Origin of the sequence: Pseudomonas rhizophila (assembly GCF_003033885.1) — a bacterium.
In the GTDB taxonomy this organism is placed as follows: Bacteria; Pseudomonadota; Gammaproteobacteria; order Pseudomonadales; family Pseudomonadaceae; genus Aquipseudomonas; species Aquipseudomonas rhizophila.
Genome location: NZ_CP024081.1, coordinates 3,535,237 through 3,550,439 on the forward strand (window position 1 = coordinate 3,535,237; position 15,203 = coordinate 3,550,439).

The following is a 15,203-nucleotide window of genomic DNA, read 5'->3' on the forward strand; positions in this document are numbered from 1 at the left end:
CGGCCTTAGAACTTATCTTTCCACGCCCTCAAGGCCGCAAAAACCTCACTCGGCGTCTGGTTACGCTGGCCGTTCCGTTCGTCTGCTTTTTGTTTAACGGATGTTTCAGCGGTACGCAGGAACGGATTGGTGAGCTTTTCAAGTGCCAGGGTCGAGGGCAGGGTCATGACGCCGGCGTTGCGTTGCTGGCTGACTTTTTCCAGGCGCGCGGCAACGTCCAGGTTGCCCGGCTCTACCGCAGCGGCGAATCTAAGATTGCTGAGGGTGTATTCATGGGTACAGTAGACCAGCGTATCCTCAGGCAGAGAGGCCAGGCGGCTGAGGGACTGATGCATTTGTGCAGGCGTGCCTTCGAAGAGTCGCCCACAACCGGCGGCAAACAGGGTGTCGCCACAGAACAGCAAGCCATGATGGTAATACGCGATATGCCCCAGGGTGTGGCCGGGTACGGCGTAGACATCGAAGTCCCAGCCGAGGACGCTGAGCTGGTCGTTGTCCTGCAGCGCCACGTCCCGCGCCGGGATGTTTTCACTGGCCGGGCCGTAGACGGTGGCGTGTGTCGCGTTTTTCAGTGCCTGGACGCCGCCGACATGGTCGTGATGATGGTGGGTGATCAGAATGTCGCTCAGGACCCAGCCTGGATGGGCGTCGAGCCAGGCCTGCACCGGCGTGGCGTCGCCGGGGTCGACGACGGCGCAGCGTTGAGTGGCGTGGTCCTGTAACAACCAGATGTAGTTATCGGTGAACGCGGGCAGGGCACTGATCTGTATCATCGCGGAATTCGCCAAGCAGAAAACAAAGGCGCATCTTAGAACTTCCTGACGCGTTGGAGAATGCAATGACCGATGAAGCGTTCGCTCAGGCTGATCCCGACTGGCTTGCGTTGATCAGCGCCGCTCGTGAGTGGCTGTCCGGCCCTGTCGGGCAATTTTTGCTGGAAGAGGAGCGGCGCATGCTCGAAGACGAGCTGGGCCGGTTCTTTGGTGGCTATCTGGTGCACTACGGGCCTTCGGCGCAGACCCCGCCGTCGGCGCCGCAGGTTCAGCGTAATGTACGCCTGGGGGCACCATTGCCTGGCGTGGAGATCGTTTGCGAAGAGCAGGCCTGGCCGTTGAGCGAGCATGCCGCCGATGTGGTGGTGATGCAGCACGGGCTGGATTTCTGTCTCTCCCCGCACGGGCTGCTGCGCGAAGCCGCCAGCAGCGTCCGTCCTGGCGGGCATCTGCTGATCATTGGCATCAATCCCTGGAGCAGTTGGGGGTTGCGTCACGTGTTCGCTCACGATGCTTTGCGTCAGGCTCGCTGCATCTCGGCGTCAAGGGTCGGTGACTGGCTCAACCTGCTGGGCTTCGCGCTGGAGAAACGTCGCTTCGGATGCTATCGTCCGCCGCTTGCGTCGCCCAAGTGGCAGGCCCGTCTGGCCGGCTGGGAGCGCAAGGCCGGTGAGTGGCAACTGTCCGGCGGCGGCTTCTATTTATTGGTGGCGCGCAAGATTGCGGTCGGGCTGCGCCCGGTTCGTCAGGCGCGACGCGAGCCGATGGGTAAGCTGATTCCCTTGCCGATGGCCAAGGTCAATCGTCGCCACATCGAGCCTTAACCCTTTTCTGATGGTCTGGCGGCATTTCGGTTGCGGGCGTTGTCGTTCCCGTCCGGCAGGCCTTTGCATTTTTTTCTGGATGGATTGGCATGAGCGATAGTGTAGAACTCTTCACTGACGGCGCCTGCAAGGGCAATCCCGGCCCGGGTGGCTGGGGGGCGCTGCTGGTATGCAAGGGTGTCGAGAAGGAACTCTGGGGCGGTGAAACCAATACCACCAACAACCGTATGGAGCTGATGGGCGCTATTCGGGGTCTGGAAGAGCTTAAGCGGCCTTGCGACGTATTGCTGGTGACCGACTCGCAATATGTGATGAAAGGCATCAATGAGTGGATGGCCAACTGGAAGAAGCGTGGCTGGAAAACCGCTGCGAAAGAGCCGGTGAAGAACGCCGATCTGTGGAAGCTGCTCGACGAGCAGGTCAACCGTCACAACGTCACCTGGAAATGGGTGCGCGGTCATATCGGCCATCACGGAAACGAACGGGCCGACCAGTTGGCCAACCGTGGGGTGGATGAGGTGCGGGGTTTCAAGCAGGCCTGATACGAGTGGTGTCGGGGCCTGAACAGGATGATCTGTGGCGAGTGGGCTTTGCTCCCACAGCTTCGCTCCCATAAGCCAGGTTTCAGGTAAGTCCCCTCGTTACCGGAGCGTGTTAACATCGCCGCTTTTGCAAGCATGCCCGTTGAGAGCTGAACACTGATGGCCAACAGATCTGTTGTACTGGATACCGAAACCACCGGCATGCCGGTGACCGATGGTCACCGGATTATCGAAATCGGCTGTGTCGAGCTGATCGGCCGACGCCTGACCGGTCGCCATTTCCATGTTTACCTGCAACCGGACCGCGAAAGTGATGAAGGCGCCATCGGCGTCCACGGCATCACCAACGAGTTCCTGGTGGGCAAGCCGCGCTTCGCTGAAGTGGCCGATGAGTTCTTCGAGTTCATCCAGGGTGCGCAGCTGATCATCCATAACGCGGCGTTCGACGTTGGCTTCATCAACAACGAGTTTGCCCTGATGGGGCAGCACGACCGGGCCGATATCACCCGGCACTGCACCATCCTCGATACCTTGATGATGGCTCGGGAACGGCACCCGGGGCAGCGCAACAGCCTCGATGCCTTGTGCAAGCGCTACGGCGTCGACAACTCCGGTCGTGAACTGCACGGCGCCTTGCTCGACTCGGAGATTCTCGCCGACGTCTACCTGACCATGACGGGTGGCCAGACCAGCCTGTCCCTGGCCGGCAACGCCTCCGATGGCAATGGCACGGGTGAGGGTTCAGGTAACCAGGCAACGGAAATCCGTCGTTTGCCCGCTGACCGCACGCCAGGCCGGATCCTTCGCGCCAGCGAAAACGACCTCGCCGAACATGCCGCGCGTCTGGAAGCTATCGCCAAATCTGCCGGTGCTCCGGCACTGTGGACGCAACTGGTCGAATCCCAGGCCGCGGCGAACTGATCTTGCGCCACGGTCGTACCCTTTGTGGGAGCGAGCCTGCTCGCGATGCAGGCGGCTCGGTCTGTCTGTTGGACCATGGAGATCCCATCGCGAGCAGGCTCGCTCCCACAAGGGCAGTCTTCATTCATTTCTCGCCACAATCGCCAGTACCTTCTAACCTGAGGTAACGGGCAGGCTACGGATACCCGCTTGATGTATGAAGTTTCGAGAGGCAAGGGCAATGGATGGCAGAGCGCCGTTGGTTGTCTCAAGGAATGAGGACTTTTCCCAGTATGCAGCCGGTCATGAATCCCAAGCACCCCGGCCTGTCGGTGCGTGTCGTCGATGACGGCTTTGCCGCCTACATCTGGGGCAGCGACTTCAGTTTCGAGGTCAGCGCCTATGGGACGGCGCAGGTGGGTCGGCCGGTGAGCCAATGGCCAGTGACGCCCATTGCCCCTTATCGTAAATGCTATGGCATCGATCCTGAGGAATTCAGCAGTTTCCGGGACGCTCCGGACAGCGAGATCTTCATGGCTTACCTCGATGACCAACCGGTAGGGCATCTGGTGGTGAGTACCAACTGGAACGGTTTTGCCCACATCGATGAGCTTGCCGTGCATGCCCCGGCCCGTCGCCACGGTGTGGCCAGGGCATTGCTGGACGTCGCTCATTTCTGGAGCCGCAAGAAAAAACTGCCGGGCATCATGCTCGAAACCCAGAACAACAACCTGGGCGCGTGCCGGCTCTATGAGCGTTGCGGTTACGTGCTGGGCGGGATCGATCACCTGCGCTATCGCGGCATTGACCGTCATACCGCCGAGGTGGCGTTGTTCTGGTACCGGTTGTTCGACGATCCACTGGGCATGGCGATCAGTGGCCCAACAGCGCCTCGGCTTGTTCCGTAATCAGTTCCAGCAGCGACTGGAGGGTGGGAGAGGTCGCCGTGCCATTCAGACTCAGCGCATACAGGCAGATGGGAATGGCGGGCGATACCGGGCATACGTCCAGCCCGCCGTCCTTGGCACCTGAAGCGGTGAAGGGGTCGACGATGGCAAGCCCTTCACCAGCCTCGACCATGGCGCGCATCATCTGATGGGTCTGTACGCGGATCTGGATGACCGGCGCGGGGCGTAGCGCCGCCAGCTTATGGTCGAACGCAGGGCTCAGCGGGTCGTGGCCATCCAGGCCCACCAGCGACTGGCCGGCCAGATCCTGAACCGAAATGTATTTTTGCCGCGGTTGCAGCCAGCCGTGGGGCGCCAGCAATTGCAGTTTGCCCTGGGCGATCATCTGGCACTGGATGTCGGAGTGTTCGGGGTCGTGCAGACTAAGGCCCAAGTCACTGTCGCGCAGCAGAAGGCTCTGAACAATGTCTCGGGTCGGTTGGCTGAGCAGGGTGCAAGGGGCGTCCGGATGGCGTCGACGCAGGGCAGCGATACTTTGAGGCAGTAACTGCTGGGCCAGCGGTGGGGTGCAAATGATGCGCAGGGGCGGCGCCTGATAGTGTTTCAGGCTGCTGGCCAGGCGTTGCACCGGTTCGAGGGTGTCATACACGCGGGTGATGCCGTCGCGCAACTCAAGGGCTTCGCGAGTCGCCTGCAATCGCCCGCGCACACTGGCAAACAGCATGAAACCCAACTGCAGCTCGGCATCGCGCAGCGTCGCCTCCACCTCTGCCACCGGTAATTGCAGCCATTCAGCCGCCGTGCCGAGGTGGCCGGTCTGCAACAGCGCCTGGATCACTTCGATGTGGCGTAAACGCATGCAAGCAGTCCATGTTGGGCGGGAGAGCCATTGAGTGGCTGAATCCTAACCCAAGTCCGGGCATGACTTCTGCTCATAACAACAGGTTATGAAGCAATTAGCGTTTCAGCGGGCGTTTGAGCGGGCGGTAGCGTTTCCGGTTCGCGGGTTAATTCAATCTGGGACTGCACCAGCATGAATTTGCCGTCTTCGAGTTGGTTGACGCGATCTCCGATCGCCAGCTTGAAAGTGGTCACAGGCTCCTTGCCGTTACCGTCGGGCGACGGGGTCGATTCTTGGTATTCATGCACTGAATAGACGCGACCTTCGGCGTCCCGTGCATGAAATTGTCCGACAAGTACTGCTGCCATTGCTTAGAACCTCTGGAAATAAATCACTCGATTTGCGGTTCTGTAGACCTTGGTCAAGCGCGGTAAGTTTTCCTACATGAAAAAAATAGTCCAGTCGGAAGGTTTTCGGTTCTCCGCTGGTCCAATTGTTCGCCCGATCATCTATAAATGGGGCTCCCTTGAACCCATCGTCGAGAAGTGTCCAATGAGTAATGTCTACACCGTGGCCGTTTTAGTGGGGAGCCTGCGCAAGGCTTCGATCAATCGCAAGCTGGCTCTGGCCCTGGCGGATCTGGCGCCGAGCAACCTGAAGCTGGAAATCATCGAGATAGGCGACCTGCCGCTCTACAACGAAGATATTGACGTCACACCCCCACCAGCCTACAGCACTTTCCGTGAGCAGGTTGGCGCGGCCGACGCATTGCTGTTTGTCACGCCTGAATACAACCGCTCGGTTCCGGCCCCGATGAAAAATGCCATTGACGTCGGCTCGCGGCCTTACGGCAAGAGCTGCCTGAGCGGTAAACCGGGTGCGGTGATCAGTGCCTCGCCGGGAGCCATGGGTGGTTTCGGCGCCAATCATCATTTGCGCCAGTCCCTGGTTTTCCTCGATGTGCCTTGCATGCAACAGCCGGAGGCTTATCTGGCCGGTGCGGGGAGCGCGTTCGATGAGCAGGGCGAGCTGTCTGAGTCGGTGAGGCCGTTTCTGCAGAAATTCATTGATGCCTATGGCAAGTGGGTTGAACAGCACAAAAAGGCCTGATGCCCGGCATTTTCAGGCATGCATAGCGGGTGAGGGGTTTATCCCCTCGCCACAAGGCGACCCTTCTTTTCCCCCTACTAAATCCCTTCTTTCAAGGCTGTTGCGCATGCTCCTCGCGTCGTTGATTTTTCTGCTGACCATTACATTGGTGATCTGGCAACCCAAGGGCCTCGGTGTTGGCTGGAGTGCAACGCTCGGTGCGCTGCTGGCGTTGTTGAGCGGGGTGGTGCAGGTCGGTGACATTGCCCTGGTGTGGCAGATCATCTGGAACGCCACCGGTACGTTTATCGCGCTGATCATCATCAGCCTGTTGCTGGACGAGGCTGGGTTCTTCGCCTGGGCCGCCTTGCATGTGGCCCGCTGGGGCCGAGGCAGCGGGCGCAAGCTGTTTGCGTTCATGGTGCTGCTGGGCGCGCTGGTGTCGGCTTTGTTCGCCAATGACGGCGCGGCGTTGATCCTGACGCCCATCGTAATTTCGATGCTGCTGGCCTTGCGTTTTTCTCCGGCGGCAACCCTGGCATTCGTGATGGGCGCCGGCTTCATTGCCGATAGCGCGAGCCTGCCGCTGGTGGTGTCGAACCTGGTGAACATCGTCTCAGCCGACTTCTTCGGCATTGGCTTCAACCGTTACGCGGCGGTCATGGTGCCGGTGAACCTGGTCAGCGTCGCGGCCAGCCTGGCGATATTGCTGTGGTTCTTTCGCCGCGACATCCCGCGCGACTATGACCCGCATCAACTGGATGCCCCGGCGAGTGCCATCCACGACAGGGCCACCTTCTTCGCGGGCTGGGCGGTGTTGGCGATTCTGCTGCTTGGTTGCTTCGCCCTCGAGCCGTTGGGCATTCCCATCAGCGCGATTTCGGCGGTCTGCGCCGCGTTATTGCTGGCCGTCGCGGCCCGCGGTCACAAAATCTCCACTCGCAGGGTCATGAAGGAGGCGCCGTGGCAGATCGTGATCTTCTCCCTGGGCATGTATCTGGTGGTCTATGGCCTGCGCAATGCGGGGCTGACTGGCTACCTGGCGCAATGGCTCGATGGTTTCGCCGCCTATGGTGTGTGGGGGGCGGCGATGGGCACCGGACTGTTGACGGCTTTGCTCTCGTCGATCATGAACAACCTGCCGACGGTGCTGATCGGTGCCTTGTCCATCGATGCCAGTCAGGCCACCGGGGTGGTGAAGGAGGCGATGATCTACGCCAACGTCATCGGCAGCGACCTGGGCCCGAAAATCACTCCGATCGGCAGCCTGGCGACTTTGCTTTGGCTGCACGTGCTGGCGCGCAAGGACATCCGGATTGGCTGGGGGTACTACTTCAAGGTCGGGATTGTGCTGACCGTGCCGGTGTTGTTGGTGACGTTGGCGGCGTTGGCGTTGCGGTTGTCTATTTAGACCGCGTTGACTTTATCGCGAGCAGGCTCGCTCCTACATGGATGCAGTGTTGCCATTGAAGTTGCAAACGCCGCGGTCACTGTGGGAGCGAGCCTGCTCGCGATGAGGCCCGGACAGACGCCGCCCATCTCACCCATTCCCCGGCACATCCGGCCAACGATCCGCCACCAGGAACGCTCGCTCGGTTTCTTCCCACTCACCCTCGGCATTTTCACTCAGGCGCACCATCAATTGTGCGGGGGCCATGGGGTCGAGGGCCATTCGCCAGGCATCCAGTTGCCCGGCGCTCCAGGTCTGGTCCGCCGGATAATGGGCCGGGGCGAGCCAGCCAGCCCGGGGCAGGGGTTGCCAGCGCCCCGGCGGACGCTGGGCAACGAACGCCGGCCAGTCCCGCTGATGCAGCCACCTTCCGCGCAAATGCCTGGGATGGGCGCCGGTTGGGGGTTCGGCTTGGCCGGGCCACGGGTAAAGCAGATAGCCGCCTAGCCAGAGTTCCGAGCGAAACAGCTCGATGCCCGAGGGTTCGATGCCCAGCGTTGCCAGGGCCTCTCGGCTTTCCGGGCGAGCGGAGATTGGTAGCTGGTGTTCGCGCAAATGCGCCAGTTTAAGGTCGAGCCGGTCATGGCAGCCCGGGCCGAGCCATTGTGCGGTGTCCTGCCCGTGGCCGTTTTGCGGCCCGAGGTACAACTTGATCGCCAGTTCCAGGTGGTGGATGCCGTCGCCATCGCGCAGCAGCAGGTCCAGTTCACCCAGGGTCTGGCCCTGGTGGCGGATCGGCAGGTTGGCGGCGATCAGCTCAATGCCCGGCGCGTGCTGCACCGCAAACTGCCACAACCGTTCGTAATACAGACCCAGGCGCCGGGTTCTGCCCTGGGACAGGCAATGCAGTAACGGATAGCTGTCGCGGTCCAGTTGTCGCAGCCACTGTTCCAGTTGATGAGGCTGTTGCACCCAGTCGCTGCCGGTCAGGGGATGGCGTTGGGGCCAGGGCGTGTCGATCAGCATCGGCGGGGCAAGGATCGCCCACGCCAGGTCGCGCACTTCGGGATGGCGCAGGCGGCGGGGCAAGTCGAGCAGTTCGGGGAACAGGATCATTTTGCGAGCATAGCCTGCGTCGAAGGCTTAAAGAATTTTGTCTATGGGCGGCTTTCGCCCATAATCGTGTTTTTCGCCCGACGCAGACCCTCGCAGGAGCCCCATGGAGCAATTTCGCAATATCGGCATCATCGGTCGCCTGGGCAGTTCGCAGGTGCTGGACACTGTTCGCCGACTCAAACGTTTCCTCCTGGAGCGGCACCTGCATGTGATCCTCGAAGATACCATCGCCGAAGTCTTGCCTGGTCACGGCCTGCAGACTTCGTCGCGCAAGATGCTCGGCGAAGTCTGTGACATGGTGATCGTGGTCGGCGGCGATGGCAGTCTGCTGGGGGCCGCCCGAGCCCTGGCGCGGCACAACATTCCGGTACTGGGCATCAACCGGGGCAGCCTGGGGTTTCTGACCGATATCCGCCCCGACGAGCTGGAAACCAAAGTGGCCGAGGTATTGGACGGTCACTATCTGGTGGAGAATCGCTTCCTGCTGCAAGCCGAGGTGCGCCGTCACGCCGAAGCCATCGGCCAGGGCGATGCCCTCAACGATGTGGTGCTGCACCCCGGCAAATCCACGCGGATGATCGAATTCGAGCTGTATATCGACGGTCAGTTCGTCTGCAGCCAGAAGGCCGACGGCCTGATCGTCGCCACGCCCACCGGCTCCACGGCCTATGCGCTTTCCGCCGGTGGCCCGATCATGCATCCCAAGCTCGACGCTATTGTGATTGTGCCCATGTACCCCCATACCTTGTCTGGGCGACCCATTGTGGTCGATGGCAATAGTGAGCTGAAAATCGTCGTGTCCAAGGATATGCAGATCTACCCGCAAGTGTCCTGTGACGGCCAGAACCATTTCACCTGCGCGCCGGGTGACACCATCACCGTCAGCAAAAAAGCGCAGAAGCTGCGCCTGATCCACCCGCTGGATCACAATTACTACGAAGTCTGCCGGACCAAGCTCGGCTGGGGCAGTCGATTGGGGGGTGGAGGCGACTGATGCTCGATCCTGCGCGCAGTTACGACCTGATCGGCGACGTGCACGGATGCGCCCTGACCCTGGAACGCCTGCTGGACCGCCTCGGTTATCACAAGCAGGGCGGCGTCTGGCGGCACCCGTCGCGCATGGCCGTGTTCCTGGGGGACATCATCGACCGTGGTCCGCGGATCCGCGAAGCCCTGCACATCGTCCACGACATGGTGGTGGCCGGTCAGGCGCTGTGCATCATGGGCAACCACGAGTTCAACGCCCTGGGCTGGAGCACGCCGGCGTTGCCGGGCAGCGGCCAGCGCTACGTGCGCGAACACACCCCGCGCCATGCCCGTCTGCTCAACGAAACCCTGACCCAGTTCGAGCAGCATCCGGGCGACTGGCATGACTTTCTCAAGTGGTTTTACGAGTTGCCGCTGTTTGTCGATGCCCAGCGCTTTCGGGTGGTCCACGCCTGCTGGGACAACGGTCTGATCGAGCCGCTGCGAGGCTTGTTCCCGGACGGCTGTATCGACGAGCACTTCCTCCAGGCCTCGGCGGAGCCGGGCAGTTTCGCCTGCACGGTGTTTGATCGCCTGCTGCGCGGTACCGACATGCGCTTGCCCCATGGCCTGACCCTCACCGGCGGCGACGGCCTGACCCGTTCGTTCTTTCGCACCAAGTTCTGGGAAGACGATCCTCAGACCTATGGAGACATCGTGTTCCAACCCGACGCCTTGCCCGAACCGGTGGCTCGCACGCCGCTGTCGCCCGACGAAAAGAATAATCTGCTGCGCTATGGCGTGCATGAACCCATGCTGTTCGTCGGTCATTACTGGCGCAGCGGCAAACCCGCGCCGATCCGCTCGAACCTGGCCTGCCTGGATTACAGCGCGGTGCTTTACGGAAAACTGGTGGCCTATCGTCTCGACGCAGAAACCCGACTGGACCCGCATAAATTTGTCTGGGTCGATGTCGAACGGCCGGAGGAACTGCGATGAGCGTCGTGGCGGTCTTGCGCTTGCCCTTGGCCGAGGATCTGAGCGGCTTCGTCAAATTGCTGCAACGCATGCAGGTGCCCCATCGGGTCAGCGAGGAGGCGGGCGAGCAGGTGCTCTGGGTGCCCGATGAAATCTGCGAAGACGTGCGCTCGTTGTATGCACGCTTCCCGAGCGGCGATCCCGAGCACCAGTTGGAGTTGCCGGGCACCGGCAGCACGTCGCGACGGCCTGGTTTCGTCCAGCAACTGACCCGCAGCCCGGTTACAGCACTGGTGTTGCTGCTGAGCCTGATCGTCGGCGCCGTGACGTTGCTGGGGGAAAATCTCGAGACCTTGCGCTGGCTGACATTCCTGGAGTTTCGCGTCGTCGGCGACTATATCCATTTCACGCCCCTGGCCGACAGCCTGGCGGCAGGGCAGTGGTGGCGCCTGGTGACGCCGATGCTGATCCATTTCGGTTTCCTGCACATCGCCATGAATGGCATGTGGTACTGGGAACTGGGACGGCGGATTGAAGCGCGCCAGGGCGGCATCAACCTGCTGGGGCTGACACTGCTGTTCAGCCTCGTGTCCAACTTCGCCCAATATTTCTTCAGCGGCCCGACCTTGTTCGGCGGCTTGTCCGGCGTGCTCTATGGTCTGTTGGGGCACTGCTGGATCTTTCAACTGCTGGCGCCGAACCCGGCCTATCACTTGCCCCGTGGGGTGCTGGTGATGATGCTGGTGTGGCTGGTGCTGTGCCTGTCCGGGCTGATCTCGCTGATCGGTTTCGGCGAAATCGCCAACGCGGCCCACGTCGGCGGGCTGCTCATCGGTTGCTTCACGGGTTTGTTGGGCGGGCTGTTCGCTCGTCGTAAAATGGCCCTCTGACGGCGCCTGTAATATTTGAATATGCGCGATTGCGCGGAGAACCCATGTCCTCGTTCAACGAAATGATCAAAAACATCACCCCCGAGATCTATCAGAGCCTGAAGCTGGCGGTGGAAATCGGTAAATGGGCCGATGGCAACAAGCTCACCGCCGAACAGCGCGAATTGTCGCTGCAGGCGATGATCGCCTGGGAGATGCAGAATCTGCCCGAAGAGGAACGCACCGGCTACATGGGCCCGCAGGAGTGCCAGTCGAAGGCCACAGAAGTGCCGAACATCCTGTTCAAGTCGGATGCCATCCATTGATCGAGATTGGCCGCGGTGCAATCAGCAAGATGTCGGCACGCCTTGACGGGCCGACCGTTCAATACGCCTTTCGCCTGGGCGATACCGAGGTGCCAGTCAACCCGTTGATTGGCAGCACGGTGCGCCTGGAGTTTCTCGGTGCGATCCACTGCAGCCATTGCGGACGCAGGACCAAGACCAGCTTCAGCCAGGGTTATTGCTACCCCTGCATGACTAAACTGGCCCAGTGCGACCTGTGCATCATGAGCCCTGAGCGCTGCCACTTCGATGCGGGCACCTGCCGCGAGCCGGCCTGGGGCGAACAGTTCTGCATGACCGATCATGTGGTGTACCTGGCCAATTCCTCGGGCGTGAAAGTCGGCATCACCCGCGCCACGCAGCTGCCGACCCGCTGGCTGGACCAGGGCGCCAGCCAGGCGCTGCCGATCCTGCGGGTCGCCACTCGCCAGCAATCGGGCTTTGTCGAAGACCTGTTCCGCAGCCAGGTGGCGGACAAGACCAACTGGCGCGCATTGCTCAAGGGCGACGCCGTGGCGGTGGACCTGCCGCAGATCCGCGATTCGCTGTTCGAGAGCTGCGCCGAAGGACTGCAAGGCTTGCAGGAACGATTCGGCCTGCAAGCGATCCAGACCATAGCGGACGTCGAGCCGGTCGAGATCCGTTATCCGGTGGAGCAATACCCGGCCAAGATCGTCAGCTTCAACCTGGACAAGAACCCGATTGCCGAAGGCACGCTGCTGGGGATCAAGGGCCAATACCTGATTTTCGACACTGGCGTGATCAATATTCGTAAATACACGGCTTATCAGCTCGCCGTGCATCAGTAGAAGGATTTGCCCCATGCGCACCGAACAACCGAAGATGATTTACCTGAAGGACTATCAGGCGCCCGAGTACCTGATCGACGAGACGCACCTGACCTTCGAGTTGTTCGAGGACCACAGCCTGGTCCATGCGCAACTGGTGATGCGCCGTAACCCCGAGCGCGGTGCCGGCCTGCCGCCCCTGGTGCTCGATGGCCAGCAGCTGGAACTGCTCTCGATCAAGCTCGATGACACCGACCTCAATCCGCTGGACTATCAGCTGGACGCCAGCCACCTGACCCTGCAACCCAAGGCCCCGGCCTTCACGGTGGACACCACTGTCAGGATCCACCCGGAAACCAACACCGCCCTGGAAGGCTTGTACAAGTCCGGCAGCATGTTCTGCACCCAGTGCGAGGCCGAAGGTTTCCGCAAGATCACCTATTACCTCGACCGCCCGGATGTGATGAGTACGTTCACCACCACGGTGGTGGCCGAGCAGCACAGCTATCCGGTGTTGCTGTCCAACGGCAACCCGATCGCCAGCGGTCCCGGCGAAGATGGCCGGCACTGGGCGACCTGGGAAGACCCGTTCAAGAAACCCGCCTACCTGTTTGCCCTGGTGGCCGGTGACCTGTGGTGCGTCGAAGACACCTTCACCACCATGACCGAGCGCACCGTGGCGCTGCGCATCTATGTCGAGCCGGAAAACATCGATAAGTGCCAGCACGCCATGACCAGCCTGAAGAAGTCGATGCGCTGGGATGAAGAGGTCTATGGCCGTGAGTATGACCTGGACATCTTCATGATCGTCGCGGTCAACGACTTCAACATGGGCGCCATGGAAAACAAGGGCCTGAACATCTTCAACTCCAGCGCAGTGCTGGCCCGCGCCGAAACCGCCACCGATGCCGCGCACCAGCGGGTCGAAGCGATCGTTGCCCACGAGTATTTCCATAACTGGTCGGGTAACCGCGTGACGTGCCGTGACTGGTTCCAGTTGTCCCTCAAGGAAGGCTTCACTGTGTTCCGCGACGCCGGTTTTTCGGCCGACATGAACTCAGCCACGGTCAAGCGTATCCAGGACGTGGCGTACCTGCGCACTCACCAGTTTGCCGAAGACGCAGGTCCCATGGCCCACCCGGTGCGCCCGGACAGCTTCATCGAAATTTCCAACTTCTACACCCTGACCGTGTACGAAAAGGGGTCGGAAGTGGTCGGCATGATCCACACCCTGCTGGGGGCCGAGGGCTTTCGCAAGGGCAGCGACCTGTACTTCGAGCGCCACGACGGCCAGGCCGTGACCTGCGATGACTTCATCAAGGCCATGGAGGATGCCAACGGCGTCGACCTGAGTCAGTTCAAGCGCTGGTACAGCCAGGCGGGTACGCCACGGCTGGCGGTCAGCGAGTCCTACGACGCTGCTGCCCGAACCTACAGCCTGACCTTCAGCCAGAGCTGCCCACCGACCCCGGACAAAATGGAAAAACTGCCATTTGTGATTCCCGTGGAGCTGGGTTTGCTGGACAGCAAGGGCAACGAAATCCCTCTGCGCCTGGCCGGCGAAGCGGCGGCAACTGGCACGTCCCGGGTGATCTCGGTGACCGAAGCCGAGCAGACCGTCACCTTTGTCGACATCGCCGAAAAGCCGTTGCCTTCGTTGTTGCGCGGCTTCTCGGCCCCGGTGAAGCTGAGCTTCCCGTACGATCGGGACCACTTGATGTTCCTGATGCAGCACGACAGCGACGGCTTCAACCGCTGGGATGCCGGCCAGCAGTTGTCGGTGCAGGTGCTGCAGGAACTGATCGCCCAGCATCAGAAAGGCGAAAATCTGGTGCTGGATCCGCGTCTGGTCAGCGCTTTGCGTAGCGTGCTGTCGGACGAATCCCTGGATCAGGCCATGGTCGCGGAAATGCTCTCGCTGCCAAGCGAGGCTTATCTGACGGAAATCAGCGAAGTGGCCGACGTGGAGGCGATCCATGCCGCGCGGGAATTCGCCCGTCAGCAACTGGCGGACAATCTGTTCGAAGCCCTGTGGCTGCGCTATGAGGCCAACCGTGACCTGTCCAAGCGCACGCCGTACGTGGCCGAGGCCGAGCATTTCGCCCGCCGTGCCTTGCAGAACATCGCGCTGTCGTACCTGATGCTGACCGACAAGCCGGAAGTGCTCAGTGCCACCCTGGAGCAGTTCGACACCGCCGACAATATGACCGAGCGTCTCACGGCCCTGGCGGTGCTGGTCAATTCCCCGTTCGAAGCCGAGAAGGCCAAGGCGCTGGAAGTGTTCGCGGAGAACTTCAAAGGCAACCCGCTGGTCATGGACCAATGGTTCAGCGTCCAGGCCGGCAGCCCGTTGCCGGGCGGCCTGGCGCGGGTCAAGGCCTTGATGGAACATCCGGCGTTCAATATCAAGAACCCGAACAAGGTACGCGCTTTGGTGGGGGCGTTTGCCGGGCAGAACCTGATCAACTTCCACGCGGCTGACGGTTCAGGTTATCGCTTCCTGGCGGATCTGGTGATCCAGCTCAATGGCTTCAACCCGCAGATCGCCGCACGGCAACTGGCGCCACTGACCCGCTGGCGCAAATACGACAGTGCCCGCCAGGCGCTGATGAAAGCCGAGCTGGAGCGCATCCTGGCGTCCGGCGGGCTGTCGGCCGATGTGTTCGAAGTGGTGAGCAAGAGCCTGGCGTGACCTTGGCACCGCGGTCTGCCTTGCAGGCCGCGGTGTTCCCATCGCGAGCAGGCTCGCTCCCACAGGTGATCTTCAGTGAGCATATATCTTGTGTTCAACATTGATCCCTTGTGGGAGCGAGCCTGCTCGCGATGGCGTCAGACCTGTCTACACAACAACCGCCTCGATAGCCTGCCATAACCT

The 15,203-nt window shown here is 61.3% G+C and carries 16 protein-coding genes; 12 read left to right on the forward strand and 4 right to left on the reverse strand.

Features of this window, described 5'->3' with window-relative positions:
* Nucleotides 1-5: 5 nt before the first annotated feature.
* A complete protein-coding gene (gene gloB, locus CRX69_RS16505) occupies nucleotides 6-773 on the reverse strand; it encodes a hydroxyacylglutathione hydrolase (RefSeq protein WP_107322356.1) in 768 nt (255 codons plus the stop codon).
* 65 nt (nucleotides 774-838) lie between these two features.
* Between gloB and CRX69_RS16510 the strand changes: the two genes are divergently transcribed.
* From CRX69_RS16510 to CRX69_RS16525, 4 genes are all read left to right on the forward strand, one after another.
* On the forward strand, nucleotides 839-1,597 hold the full coding sequence (locus CRX69_RS16510) for a class I SAM-dependent methyltransferase (RefSeq protein ID WP_047225765.1): 759 nt from the start codon (nucleotides 839-841) through the stop codon (nucleotides 1,595-1,597).
* Between the two features lie 89 nt (nucleotides 1,598-1,686).
* The gene (rnhA, locus tag CRX69_RS16515; protein ID WP_047225766.1) at nucleotides 1,687-2,139 is read left to right on the forward strand and encodes a ribonuclease HI; all 453 of its coding nucleotides are present in this window, start codon (nucleotides 1,687-1,689) and stop codon (nucleotides 2,137-2,139) included.
* Between the two features lie 159 nt (nucleotides 2,140-2,298).
* Nucleotides 2,299-3,060 carry a DNA polymerase III subunit epsilon gene (dnaQ, locus tag CRX69_RS16520; protein ID WP_047225767.1) on the forward strand — a complete coding sequence of 254 codons (762 nt, stop codon included), beginning with the start codon at nucleotides 2,299-2,301 and terminating at the stop codon, nucleotides 3,058-3,060.
* A gap of 272 nt (nucleotides 3,061-3,332) precedes the next feature.
* Entirely contained in the window at nucleotides 3,333-3,947 is a 615-nt protein-coding gene (locus tag CRX69_RS16525) for a GNAT family N-acetyltransferase (protein ID WP_047225768.1), read from the forward strand.
* On the opposite strand, the gene CRX69_RS16530 is transcribed toward CRX69_RS16525, so the two are convergent.
* Both CRX69_RS16530 and CRX69_RS16535 read right to left on the reverse strand, forming a co-directional pair.
* Entirely contained in the window at nucleotides 3,913-4,806 is an 894-nt protein-coding gene (locus tag CRX69_RS16530) for a LysR substrate-binding domain-containing protein (protein WP_047225769.1), read from the reverse strand. The genes CRX69_RS16525 and CRX69_RS16530 overlap by 35 nt on opposite strands.
* An 86-nt stretch (nucleotides 4,807-4,892) precedes the next feature.
* Complete coding sequence (locus CRX69_RS16535) at nucleotides 4,893-5,156, reverse strand: hypothetical protein (RefSeq protein ID WP_047225770.1); 264 nt, start codon at nucleotides 5,154-5,156, stop codon at nucleotides 4,893-4,895.
* 184 nt (nucleotides 5,157-5,340) lie between these two features.
* Here CRX69_RS16535 and CRX69_RS16540 point away from each other — a divergent pair, with 184 nt between their 5' ends.
* Nucleotides 5,341-5,898: an NADPH-dependent FMN reductase gene (locus CRX69_RS16540; RefSeq protein WP_047225771.1), complete on the forward strand. Its 558-nt coding sequence runs from the start codon at nucleotides 5,341-5,343 to the stop codon at nucleotides 5,896-5,898.
* A 106-nt stretch (nucleotides 5,899-6,004) separates the two neighbouring features.
* The gene (locus tag CRX69_RS16545) at nucleotides 6,005-7,288 is read left to right on the forward strand and encodes an arsenic transporter (RefSeq protein WP_107322357.1); all 1,284 of its coding nucleotides are present in this window, start codon (nucleotides 6,005-6,007) and stop codon (nucleotides 7,286-7,288) included.
* Between the two features lie 129 nt (nucleotides 7,289-7,417).
* Here the strand turns inward: CRX69_RS16545 and CRX69_RS16550 are convergent, their stop codons facing one another.
* A complete protein-coding gene (locus CRX69_RS16550) occupies nucleotides 7,418-8,383 on the reverse strand; it encodes a DUF1853 family protein (protein WP_107322358.1) in 966 nt (321 codons plus the stop codon).
* Between the two features lie 103 nt (nucleotides 8,384-8,486).
* Here CRX69_RS16550 and CRX69_RS16555 point away from each other — a divergent pair, with 103 nt between their 5' ends.
* Genes CRX69_RS16555 through pepN form a run of 6 tightly spaced genes read left to right on the forward strand, consistent with a single transcriptional unit; the run spans nucleotide 8,487 to nucleotide 15,020 of the window.
* The gene (locus CRX69_RS16555) at nucleotides 8,487-9,377 is read left to right on the forward strand and encodes an NAD(+) kinase (protein ID WP_003202709.1); all 891 of its coding nucleotides are present in this window, start codon (nucleotides 8,487-8,489) and stop codon (nucleotides 9,375-9,377) included.
* Nucleotides 9,374-10,348 carry a metallophosphoesterase gene (locus CRX69_RS16560; RefSeq protein WP_171061363.1) on the forward strand — a complete coding sequence of 325 codons (975 nt, stop codon included), beginning with the start codon at nucleotides 9,374-9,376 and terminating at the stop codon, nucleotides 10,346-10,348. The genes CRX69_RS16555 and CRX69_RS16560 overlap by 4 nt, the downstream gene beginning before the upstream one ends.
* Nucleotides 10,345-11,217, forward strand: a complete 873-nt coding sequence (locus CRX69_RS16565; protein WP_107322359.1) for a rhomboid family intramembrane serine protease — start codon at nucleotides 10,345-10,347, stop codon at nucleotides 11,215-11,217. The genes CRX69_RS16560 and CRX69_RS16565 overlap by 4 nt, the downstream gene beginning before the upstream one ends.
* Nucleotides 11,218-11,261: 44 nt before the next feature.
* Nucleotides 11,262-11,522 carry a YeaC family protein gene (locus CRX69_RS16570; protein WP_047225776.1) on the forward strand — a complete coding sequence of 87 codons (261 nt, stop codon included), beginning with the start codon at nucleotides 11,262-11,264 and terminating at the stop codon, nucleotides 11,520-11,522.
* On the forward strand, nucleotides 11,519-12,349 hold the full coding sequence (locus tag CRX69_RS16575) for a DUF2797 domain-containing protein (protein WP_047225777.1): 831 nt from the start codon (nucleotides 11,519-11,521) through the stop codon (nucleotides 12,347-12,349). Before CRX69_RS16570 ends, CRX69_RS16575 begins: the two co-directional genes overlap by 4 nt.
* A gap of 13 nt (nucleotides 12,350-12,362) precedes the next feature.
* Nucleotides 12,363-15,020, forward strand: coding sequence for an aminopeptidase N (pepN, locus tag CRX69_RS16580; RefSeq protein WP_047225778.1), 2,658 nt, complete (start codon nucleotides 12,363-12,365; stop codon nucleotides 15,018-15,020).
* Nucleotides 15,021-15,203 lie beyond the last annotated feature (183 nt).

What these genes read in the sequence shown, in the direction of transcription:
- gloB (WP_107322356.1), bottom strand. Translation starts at nt 773, where the DNA reads ATGATACAGATCAGTGCCCTGCCCGCGTTCACCGATAACTACATCTGG.
- CRX69_RS16555 (WP_003202709.1), top strand. Translation starts at nt 8,487, where the DNA reads ATGGAGCAATTTCGCAATATCGGCATCATCGGTCGCCTGGGCAGTTCG.
- pepN (WP_047225778.1), top strand. Translation starts at nt 12,363, where the DNA reads ATGCGCACCGAACAACCGAAGATGATTTACCTGAAGGACTATCAGGCG.
- CRX69_RS16530 (WP_047225769.1), bottom strand. Translation starts at nt 4,806, where the DNA reads ATGCGTTTACGCCACATCGAAGTGATCCAGGCGCTGTTGCAGACCGGC.
- rnhA (WP_047225766.1), top strand. Translation starts at nt 1,687, where the DNA reads ATGAGCGATAGTGTAGAACTCTTCACTGACGGCGCCTGCAAGGGCAAT.
- CRX69_RS16570 (WP_047225776.1), top strand. Translation starts at nt 11,262, where the DNA reads ATGTCCTCGTTCAACGAAATGATCAAAAACATCACCCCCGAGATCTAT.
- CRX69_RS16535 (WP_047225770.1), bottom strand. Translation starts at nt 5,156, where the DNA reads ATGGCAGCAGTACTTGTCGGACAATTTCATGCACGGGACGCCGAAGGT.
- CRX69_RS16510 (WP_047225765.1), top strand. Translation starts at nt 839, where the DNA reads ATGACCGATGAAGCGTTCGCTCAGGCTGATCCCGACTGGCTTGCGTTG.
- CRX69_RS16550 (WP_107322358.1), bottom strand. Translation starts at nt 8,383, where the DNA reads ATGATCCTGTTCCCCGAACTGCTCGACTTGCCCCGCCGCCTGCGCCAT.
- CRX69_RS16565 (WP_107322359.1), top strand. Translation starts at nt 10,345, where the DNA reads ATGAGCGTCGTGGCGGTCTTGCGCTTGCCCTTGGCCGAGGATCTGAGC.
- dnaQ (WP_047225767.1), top strand. Translation starts at nt 2,299, where the DNA reads ATGGCCAACAGATCTGTTGTACTGGATACCGAAACCACCGGCATGCCG.
- CRX69_RS16540 (WP_047225771.1), top strand. Translation starts at nt 5,341, where the DNA reads ATGAGTAATGTCTACACCGTGGCCGTTTTAGTGGGGAGCCTGCGCAAG.
- CRX69_RS16525 (WP_047225768.1), top strand. Translation starts at nt 3,333, where the DNA reads ATGCAGCCGGTCATGAATCCCAAGCACCCCGGCCTGTCGGTGCGTGTC.
- CRX69_RS16545 (WP_107322357.1), top strand. Translation starts at nt 6,005, where the DNA reads ATGCTCCTCGCGTCGTTGATTTTTCTGCTGACCATTACATTGGTGATC.